Annotated in this window: 14 protein-coding genes; all 14 read right to left on the reverse strand. The window is 71.1% G+C overall.

The features are described from left to right. Window positions 1-7: 7 nt before the first annotated feature. The 14 genes from rplE to rpsJ all read right to left on the reverse strand — a co-directional run bounded on the left by rplE (window position 8) and on the right by rpsJ (window position 7,215). Window positions 8-592, reverse strand: coding sequence for a 50S ribosomal protein L5 (gene rplE / locus ACI79V_RS14270; RefSeq protein WP_456890275.1), 585 nt, complete (start codon window positions 590-592; stop codon window positions 8-10). 2 nt (window positions 593-594) lie between these two features. Then, complete coding sequence (gene rplX / locus ACI79V_RS14275) at window positions 595-951, reverse strand: 50S ribosomal protein L24 (protein WP_456874298.1); 357 nt, start codon at window positions 949-951, stop codon at window positions 595-597. Between the two features lie 2 nt (window positions 952-953). Beyond that, window positions 954-1,322 carry a 50S ribosomal protein L14 gene (rplN, locus tag ACI79V_RS14280; protein ID WP_072919076.1) on the reverse strand — a complete coding sequence of 123 codons (369 nt, stop codon included), beginning with the start codon at window positions 1,320-1,322 and terminating at the stop codon, window positions 954-956. Window positions 1,323-1,541: 219 nt separating this feature from the next. Continuing rightward, window positions 1,542-1,841: a 30S ribosomal protein S17 gene (gene rpsQ, locus ACI79V_RS14285; protein WP_089402113.1), complete on the reverse strand. Its 300-nt coding sequence runs from the start codon at window positions 1,839-1,841 to the stop codon at window positions 1,542-1,544. Continuing rightward, entirely contained in the window at window positions 1,838-2,071 is a 234-nt protein-coding gene (gene rpmC / locus ACI79V_RS14290; protein ID WP_073421354.1) for a 50S ribosomal protein L29, read from the reverse strand. Before rpmC ends, rpsQ begins: the two co-directional genes overlap by 4 nt. Next, a complete protein-coding gene (rplP, locus tag ACI79V_RS14295; RefSeq protein WP_456874299.1) occupies window positions 2,071-2,487 on the reverse strand; it encodes a 50S ribosomal protein L16 in 417 nt (138 codons plus the stop codon). Before rplP ends, rpmC begins: the two co-directional genes overlap by 1 nt. 3 nt (window positions 2,488-2,490) lie before the next feature. Beyond that, window positions 2,491-3,408 carry a 30S ribosomal protein S3 gene (rpsC, locus tag ACI79V_RS14300; protein ID WP_456874300.1) on the reverse strand — a complete coding sequence of 306 codons (918 nt, stop codon included), beginning with the start codon at window positions 3,406-3,408 and terminating at the stop codon, window positions 2,491-2,493. Then, the gene (gene rplV / locus ACI79V_RS14305) at window positions 3,408-3,896 is read right to left on the reverse strand and encodes a 50S ribosomal protein L22 (protein ID WP_456874301.1); all 489 of its coding nucleotides are present in this window, start codon (window positions 3,894-3,896) and stop codon (window positions 3,408-3,410) included. The genes rpsC and rplV overlap by 1 nt, the downstream gene beginning before the upstream one ends. A gap of 28 nt (window positions 3,897-3,924) precedes the next feature. After that, on the reverse strand, window positions 3,925-4,206 hold the full coding sequence (gene rpsS, locus ACI79V_RS14310) for a 30S ribosomal protein S19 (RefSeq protein ID WP_089402109.1): 282 nt from the start codon (window positions 4,204-4,206) through the stop codon (window positions 3,925-3,927). Window positions 4,207-4,229: 23 nt separating this feature from the next. After that, the gene (gene rplB, locus ACI79V_RS14315) at window positions 4,230-5,063 is read right to left on the reverse strand and encodes a 50S ribosomal protein L2 (RefSeq protein WP_089402108.1); all 834 of its coding nucleotides are present in this window, start codon (window positions 5,061-5,063) and stop codon (window positions 4,230-4,232) included. A gap of 44 nt (window positions 5,064-5,107) precedes the next feature. Further along, entirely contained in the window at window positions 5,108-5,410 is a 303-nt protein-coding gene (rplW, locus tag ACI79V_RS14320; RefSeq protein ID WP_456890277.1) for a 50S ribosomal protein L23, read from the reverse strand. After that, window positions 5,407-6,231, reverse strand: coding sequence for a 50S ribosomal protein L4 (gene rplD, locus ACI79V_RS14325; RefSeq protein WP_456874303.1), 825 nt, complete (start codon window positions 6,229-6,231; stop codon window positions 5,407-5,409). Before rplD ends, rplW begins: the two co-directional genes overlap by 4 nt. Further along, on the reverse strand, window positions 6,228-6,893 hold the full coding sequence (gene rplC, locus ACI79V_RS14330; protein ID WP_456874304.1) for a 50S ribosomal protein L3: 666 nt from the start codon (window positions 6,891-6,893) through the stop codon (window positions 6,228-6,230). The genes rplD and rplC overlap by 4 nt, the downstream gene beginning before the upstream one ends. A 16-nt stretch (window positions 6,894-6,909) precedes the next feature. Further along, complete coding sequence (gene rpsJ / locus ACI79V_RS14335) at window positions 6,910-7,215, reverse strand: 30S ribosomal protein S10 (protein ID WP_014742859.1); 306 nt, start codon at window positions 7,213-7,215, stop codon at window positions 6,910-6,912. Between the last annotated feature and the right edge of the window lie 199 nt (window positions 7,216-7,414).

A 7,414-nucleotide genomic window follows, 5' to 3' on the forward strand; every position in this document is an offset into this window, starting at 1 on the left:
GCCCGGCTCAGCGGATGGTGGTGACGACGGGCTGGCCGGCGAACGGGAAGCCCAGGAGGCGGAGCAGCTCGCGACCCTCCTCGTCGTTGGTCGCGGTGGTGACCAGCGTGATGTCCATGCCGCGGGGACGGTCGATCTTGTCGACGTCGATCTCGCGGAACATCGACTGCTCGGTCAGCCCGAACGTGTAGTTGCCGTGCCCGTCGAACTGCTGGGCGTTCAGGCCGCGGAAGTCACGGATGCGAGGCAGGGCCAGCGCCAGGAGCCGGTCGAGGAACTCCCACATGCGGTCACCGCGGAGGGTGACCTTGGCGCCGATGGGCATGCCCTCGCGCAGCTTGAACTGCGCGATGGACTTGCGGGCCCGGACGACGGCCGGACGCTGGCCGGTGATCGCGGTCAGGTCGCGCACCGCGCCGTCCATGAGCTTGGCGTCGCGGGTCGCCTCGCCGACGCCCATGTTGACGACGATCTTGGTCAGCCGCGGGATCTGCATGACGTTGGCGTAGCCGAACTCGTCCTGCAGGGCCGGCACGATCGACTCGCGGTAGTGCGCCAGCAGGCGCGGGAGCTCGCGGGTGGGTGCAGTCATCGTCAGAGGTCCTTACCCGTCCGCCGCGACACCCGGATGTTGCGGCCTTCCTCGTCCTTGCGGTGGCCGACCCGGGTCGGCTTGCCCTCGGAGTCGATCACCATCACGTTGCTGACGTGGATGGGAGCCTCCTGGGTGACGATCCCGCCCTGCTGCGCGCCCCGCTGGTTCGAGCTGATGCGGGTGTGCTTCTTGACGCGGCCGACGCCCTCGACGAGGACCTTCTGCAGCTTGGGGTAGGCGGCGATGACGCGGCCGCGGGCGCCCTTGTCCTTGCCGGACAGGACCACGACCGTGTCGCCCTTCTTGACCTTCATGGACGGCGTCCTCTTGTTCTCGGCCATCTTCTTGTCGGCCATGGTCAGAGCACCTCCGGGGCGAGCGAGATGATCCGCATGAAGCGCTTGTCGCGCAGCTCGCGGCCGACGGGGCCGAAGATGCGGGTACCGCGCGGGTCACCGCTGTCGCGGATGATCACGGCGGCGTTCTCGTCGAAGCGGATGTAGGAGCCGTCGGGACGACGGCGCTCCTTGGCGGTGCGGACCACGACGGCCTTGACGACGTCGCCGCGCTTGACGCCGGCACCCGGCAGCGCGTCCTTGACCGTCGCCACGATGACGTCACCGATGCCCGCGTAGCGTCGCCCGGAGCCGCCGAGCACCCGGATGCAGAGGATCTCCTTCGCACCGGTGTTGTCGGCGACCCGCAGTCGCGACTCCTGCTGGATCACGTCCTACTCCCAATCTCAGTGGTGACAGCCGGGCCGGAACGGTGAACCGGCTGTCCGGTTCCCACGTGCGGACGCACCGGCAGCGGAGGGCTGCCGGTGCGTCCGACACGGGTACCGGGATGCGGCGCTCACCCGGAGGGGCGCCAGTCGTCCAGGGTACCTGGTCCCCGGACGTCCCACGAGGGGCCGTCCGTCACAGGACCGGGACGCCCGGACCCCTCACTTGGCCTTCTCGACGACCTCGACCAGCCGCCACCGCTTGGTGGCCGACAGCGGCCGGGTCTCCATGATCTGCACGCGGTCGCCGATGCCGGCGACCCCCTGCTCGTCGTGGGCCTTCAGCTTGCTGGTCCGGCGGATGACCTTGCCGTAGAGGCCGTGCTTCACGCGGTCCTCGACCTCGACGACGATCGTCTTGTCCATCTTGTCGCTGACCACGAGGCCCTCGCGGACCTTGCGGTAGCCGCGGCCGGCCAGGCCGGGGCCGCTGGCGACAGCGGTGTTGTCGGGCTCGCTCATGCCACACCCTCGTTCGGGGCGGCCGAGAGACCGAGCTCGCGCTCGCGCATGATCGTGTAGATCCGGGCGATGTCGCGGCGGACGGTCTGCAGCCGCCGGTTGTTGTCCAGCTGGCCGGTGGCCACCTGGAACCTCAGGTTGAACAGCTCTTCCTTGTGCTCACGCAGCCGCGTGGCAAGCTCGTCGGCCGAGAGCTCGCGCAGCTCCGGGGCGGTCAGACCGGCAGCCATCACACCTCTCCTTCACGCGTGATGAAGCGGCACTTCATGGGCAGCTTGTGGATGGCGCGGCGCATGGCCTCGCGGGCGACCGGCTCGGCCACGCCGGAGAGCTCGAAGAGCACCCGGCCCGGCTTGACGTTGGCGACCCACCACTCGGGCGAGCCCTTGCCCGAGCCCATGCGGGTCTCGGCCGGCTTCTTGGTGAGCGGACGGTCCGGGTAGATCGAGATCCACACCTTGCCGCCACGGCGGATGTGCCGCGTCATGGCGATACGGGCGGACTCGATCTGCCGGTTGGTCACGTAGGCCGGCTCCAGGGCCTGGATGGCGTACTCGCCGAAGTTGATGGCGGTACCGCCCTTGGCCCGGCCGGAGCGGTCCGGGTGGTGCTGCTTGCGGTGCTTGACGCGCCGGGGGATCAGCACGTGTCAGCCCTCCGTCTGGGTGTCGGTCGCCGTCGTCTCGGCCGCCGCGGTGCCCTCGGGGCCGGCCGCCTGGGCGACGGTCTGCTCGGCCGCGACCTCGCCGGAGGTCACGGCCAGGGTGCTGTCGGCGGTGTCCGGGCCGGTGGGCGCGCCCGACGACTCGGCCGCGGCGCGGCCGGCCTCGGTGCCACCGGCGGTCGTGCCGCTCGAGCCCGACCGGCGGGGGCGCTGCGGCCGCTCACGGCGCTGCTGCCGGGCGGCGAGGGCCTCGAGGGCCTCCCGCTCGGCACGCGAGCCGCTGACGTCGCCCTTGTAGATCCACACCTTCACGCCGATGCGGCCGAAGGTGGTGCGGGCCTCGTACAGGCCGTAGTCGATGTTCGCGCGGAGGGTGTGCAGCGGCACGCGCCCCTCGCGGTAGAACTCCGACCGGCTCATCTCGGTGCCGCCGAGGCGCCCGGAGCACTGCACCCGGATGCCCTTGACCTGCGGGCTGCGCTGGGCCGACTGCATGGCCTTGCGCATGGCGCGGCGGAAGCTCACCCGGCTCGACAGCTGCTCGGCCACGGCCTGGGCCACCAGCTGCGCGTCGGCCTCGGGGTTCTTCACCTCGAGGATGTTGAGCTGCACCTGCTTGCCGGTGAGCTTCTCCAGCTCGCCACGGATGCGGTCGGCCTCCGCGCCGCGGCGGCCGATGACGATGCCCGGCCGGGCGGTGTGGATGTCGACGCGGACCCGGTCACGGGTGCGCTCGATCTCCACCTTGGAGATGCCGGCGCGCTCCATGCCCTTGGTCATGAGCTTGCGGATGGCCACGTCTTCCTTGACGTAGTCCTTGTAGAGCTTGTCGGCGTACCACCGGGACTTGTAGTCGGTGGTGATGCCCAGGCGGAACCCGTGCGGGTTGACCTTCTGACCCACTAGCGGGTCCCTCCCCTCGTGTTGGCGCGCTGCTGCGTGCCCTGCTGCCCGGTCTGCTGGACCGCGGGGCCGGACTGGCCGGTGCGGCGGCGGGCGGTGCGGGACTTGCCGGCGAGCTCGGCGCTGGAGCCGACCTCGCTCACCTCGACGGTGATGTGGCTCGTCCGCTTGTTGATCCGGTAGGCCCGGCCCTGCGCCCGCGGACGGATCCGCTTGAGCGTGGGGCCCTCGTCGACGTAGGCGGCGCTGACGACGAGCGCGGCCGGGTCCAGCCGCAGGTTGTGCTCGGCGTTGGCGACGGCGCTGGCGACGACCTTGGCCACCGGCTCGCTGGCGGCCTGCGGGGCGAACCGCAGCAGCGCCAGGGCCTCGTCGGTGGGCAGGTAGCGGACCAGGTCCACCACCCGGCGTGCCTTCATGGGGGCGACGCGGACGAACCGGGCGGTGGCCCGGGCGACCTGCGTCTCCTCTCCCAGCTGGGAAGTCATCTCGTGTCTCTCTCTCCCGGGACCCTGCTCAGCCCCGCCGGGACCGGCGGTCGTCCTTGACGTGGCCCCGGAAGGTCCGGGTGGGGGCGAACTCGCCGAGCTTGTGCCCGACCATCGCCTCGGTCACGAACACCGGCACGTGCTTGCGCCCGTCGTGCACGGCGATGGTGTGGCCGAGCATGTCCGGGATGATCGTCGAGCGCCGCGACCAGGTCCGGATGACCGTCTTGGTGCCCTTCTCGTTCTGCGCGTCCACCTTCTTGAGCAGGTGGTCGTCGACGAACGGGCCCTTCTTCAGGCTGCGTGGCATGTCTGTCGGACTCCTCTACCCGCTCAGCGCTTCTTGTTGGTGCGGCGACGGCGCACGATCAGGGCGTCGCTGGCCTTGCGCTTGCGCGTGCGGCCCTCGGGCTTGCCCTTCGGGTTCACCGGGTGGCGACCACCGGAGGTCTTGCCCTCACCACCACCGTGCGGGTGGTCGACCGGGTTCATGGCGACACCGCGGACGGTCGGGCGCTTGCCCTTCCACCGCATGCGGCCGGCCTTGCCCCAGTTGATGTTCGACTGCTCGGCGTTGCCCACCTCGCCGACGGTCGCGCGGCAGCGCACGTCGACGTTGCGGATCTCGCCCGACGGCATGCGCAGCTGGGCGAAACGACCCTCCCGGGCGACCAGCTGGACGCTCGTGCCGGCCGAGCGGGCGATCTTGGCGCCGCCGCCCGGGCGCAGCTCGATGGCGTGCACCACCGTGCCGACCGGGATGTTGCGCAGCGGCAGGTTGTTGCCGGGCTTGATGTCGGCCGAGGGGCCGCACTCGACCGTGTCGCCCTGCTTGAGCCGCGCCGGCGCGATGATGTAGCGCTTCTCGCCGTCGGCGAAGTGCAGGAGCGCGATCCGCGAGGTGCGGTTCGGGTCGTACTCGATGTGCGCGACCTTGGCCGGCACGCCGTCCTTGTCCGCCCGGCGGAAGTCGATCAGGCGGTACGCGCGCTTGTGGCCGCCGCCCTGGTGGCGAGCGGTCACCTTCCCGTGGACGTTGCGCCCACCGCGGCCGTGCAGCGGCCGGACCAGCGACTTCTCGGGATGGTCGCGGGTGACCTCGGCGAAGTCGGCGACGCTGGAGCCGCGGCGGCCCGGCGTCGTCGGCTTGTACTTGCGGATAGCCATTGCTGACTCGGTTCCTCTGTCTCTGGTCCGAACGATCCGGGCGCTCAGGCGCCGGGACCACCGAAGATCTCGATGCGGTCACCGGGGGCGACCGAGACGATGGCGCGCTTGGTGTCCTTGCGCTTGCCCATCCGGGTGCCCCGGCTGCGCTTGCGCTTGCCCTGGCGGTTGATCGTGTTGACGGACAGGACCTTCACGTTGAAGACCTGCTCGACGGCGATCTTGATCTGCGTCTTGTTGGCCTCGGGGAGCACCACGAACGTGTACTGGTTGTCGTCCAGCAGCCCGTAGCTCTTCTCCGAGATCACCGGCGACAGCAGGACGTCCCGGGGGTCGCGGACGCTCACTTGGTCTCCTCGGTGGTGTCGGTGCCGGCGTCCTCGTCGGCGTCGTCGGCGGCGACGTCCAGGTCGGTGGTGCCCTGGGCCGGCTGGACGGACGGGATGGCACCGGGGATGTCCGGCGTCGTCAGGTCGGGCTTGGTCAGCGAGGTGGTGCGGGCACCACCGTGCGGACCGGCCACGAACTCGGCGAGGGCGGTCTCGGTGAAGACCACCTCGTCGCTGACCAGGACGTCGTAGGTGTTGAGCTGGCCGGCCTCGATCAGGTGCACGCGCGGCTCGTTGCGCAGGCTCACCCAGTTGAGGACGTCGTCGCGGTCGAGGACCACCAGCACGCGCTTGGCGCTGGTGACGGCGTCGAGGGTGGCCAGCGCCGCCTTGGTCTTCGGCGCGTCGCCGTCGACGAAGGTGGTGACGACGTGCACGCGGCCCTCGCGCGCCCGGTCGGAGAGGGCGCCGCGGAGGGCGGCGGCCTTCATCTTCTTGGGCGTGCGCTGCGAGTAGTCGCGGGGCTGCGGGCCGTGGACGGTGCCACCGCCGGTGAACTGCGGGGCCCGGATCGAGCCCTGCCGGGCGCGGCCGGTGCCCTTCTGGCGGTAGGGCTTGACGCCACCGCCGCGGACGGCACCGCGGGTCTTGGTCGCGTGCGTGCCCTGGCGGGCGGCGGCCAGCTGGGCCACCACGACCTGGTGCAGCAGCGAGACGTTGGTCGCCGTGTCGAACAGGTCGCCGGGCAGCGTCACGCTGCCGGAGGTCTCCCCGGCCGGCGTGCGGACGTCGACCTGGCGGTCGGCGCGCGCGGCCTCGGTCGCGGTCGAGCGGGTCACTGGTTGTCACTCCCCACGGGCCCGCCCTTGACGGCCGAGCGGACGAGCACGAGGCCGCCCTTCGGGCCGGGGACGGCGCCCTTGATCAGGATCAGGCCGCGCTCGGCGTCGACCTTGTGGACGACGAGCGAGAGCGTCGTGGTCTTGACCGCGCCCATGCGGCCGGCCATGCGCAGGCCCTTGAAGACACGGCCCGGGGTCGAGGCGCCGCCGATGGAGCCCGGCGACCGGTGCTTGCGCTGGGTGCCGTGCGCGGCACCCAGGCCCCGGAAGCCGTGACGCTTCATGACACCGGCGGTGCCCTTGCCCTTGCTCGTGCCGATGACGTCGACCTTGGCCACGCCCTCGAACACCTCGGCGGTCAGCTCCTGGCCGACCGTGTACTCGGAGGCGTCCTCCGTGCGCAGCTCCACCAGGTGGCGGCGCGGGGTGACGCCGGCCTTGGCGAAGTGGCCACCCTCGGGCTTGTTCACCTTGCGGGGGTCGATCTCGCCGAAGCCGAGCTGGACGGCCGAGTAGCCGTCGACCTCGGGGGTGCGCACCTGCGTCACCACGTTCGGGCCCGCCTTGACGACGGTCACCGGCACGATGCGGTTGTTCTCGTCGAAGACCTGGGTCATCCCCAGCTTCTCGCCGAGGAGCCCGCGGAACGTACTCGCCATGACTGGTCTCGGTCCCTTACTGGATGTTGACGTCGACCGAGGCCGGCAGGTCGATGCGCATGAGCGCGTCGACCGTCTTCGGCGTCGGGTCGAGGATGTCGATGAGCCGCTTGTGCGTGCGCATCTCGAAGTGCTCCCGCGAGTCCTTGTACTTGTGCGGCGAGCGGATGACGCAGTACACGTTCTTCTCCGTCGGCAGCGGCACCGGGCCGACGACGCGCGCTCCGGTCTTCGTGACCGTGTCCACGATGCGCCGCGCCGAGGCGTCGATCGCCTCGTGGTCGTAGGCCTTCAGCCTGATGCGGATCTTCTGTCCCGCCATCGCTGTCTCTCGCTCCTGCCGATCGCTGTTCTGCTTGCTGGGGAACGCCGGGTGCGTCCGGAACTCATCCGGTCTGGCCCCAGCGGGGAGGGTGGCGGTGCACACAGGCGGGCCGCGCACCCGGGGACGGGCGGCGGCGCGGTCCCGCGGGCGGCGGGGGGGGGGGGGGCCTGGTTCGGGGGCCCGGCATGCCGCGGGT

It is taken from the genome of Geodermatophilus sp. SYSU D00700 (assembly GCF_054050255.1).

Bases quoted from the DNA above. Each gene is read 5' to 3' on its own strand.
- rpsQ (WP_089402113.1), bottom strand. From the start codon at position 1,841: ATGAGCGAGCCCGACAACACCGCTGTCGCCAGCGGCCCCGGCCTGGCC.
- rpsJ (WP_014742859.1), bottom strand. From the start codon at position 7,215: ATGGCGGGACAGAAGATCCGCATCAGGCTGAAGGCCTACGACCACGAG.
- rplC (WP_456874304.1), bottom strand. From the start codon at position 6,893: ATGGCGAGTACGTTCCGCGGGCTCCTCGGCGAGAAGCTGGGGATGACC.
- rplE (WP_456890275.1), bottom strand. From the start codon at position 592: ATGACTGCACCCACCCGCGAGCTCCCGCGCCTGCTGGCGCACTACCGC.
- rplB (WP_089402108.1), bottom strand. From the start codon at position 5,063: ATGGCTATCCGCAAGTACAAGCCGACGACGCCGGGCCGCCGCGGCTCC.
- rpmC (WP_073421354.1), bottom strand. From the start codon at position 2,071: ATGGCTGCCGGTCTGACCGCCCCGGAGCTGCGCGAGCTCTCGGCCGAC.
- rplX (WP_456874298.1), bottom strand. From the start codon at position 951: ATGGCCGACAAGAAGATGGCCGAGAACAAGAGGACGCCGTCCATGAAG.
- rplV (WP_456874301.1), bottom strand. From the start codon at position 3,896: ATGACTTCCCAGCTGGGAGAGGAGACGCAGGTCGCCCGGGCCACCGCC.
- rpsS (WP_089402109.1), bottom strand. From the start codon at position 4,206: ATGCCACGCAGCCTGAAGAAGGGCCCGTTCGTCGACGACCACCTGCTC.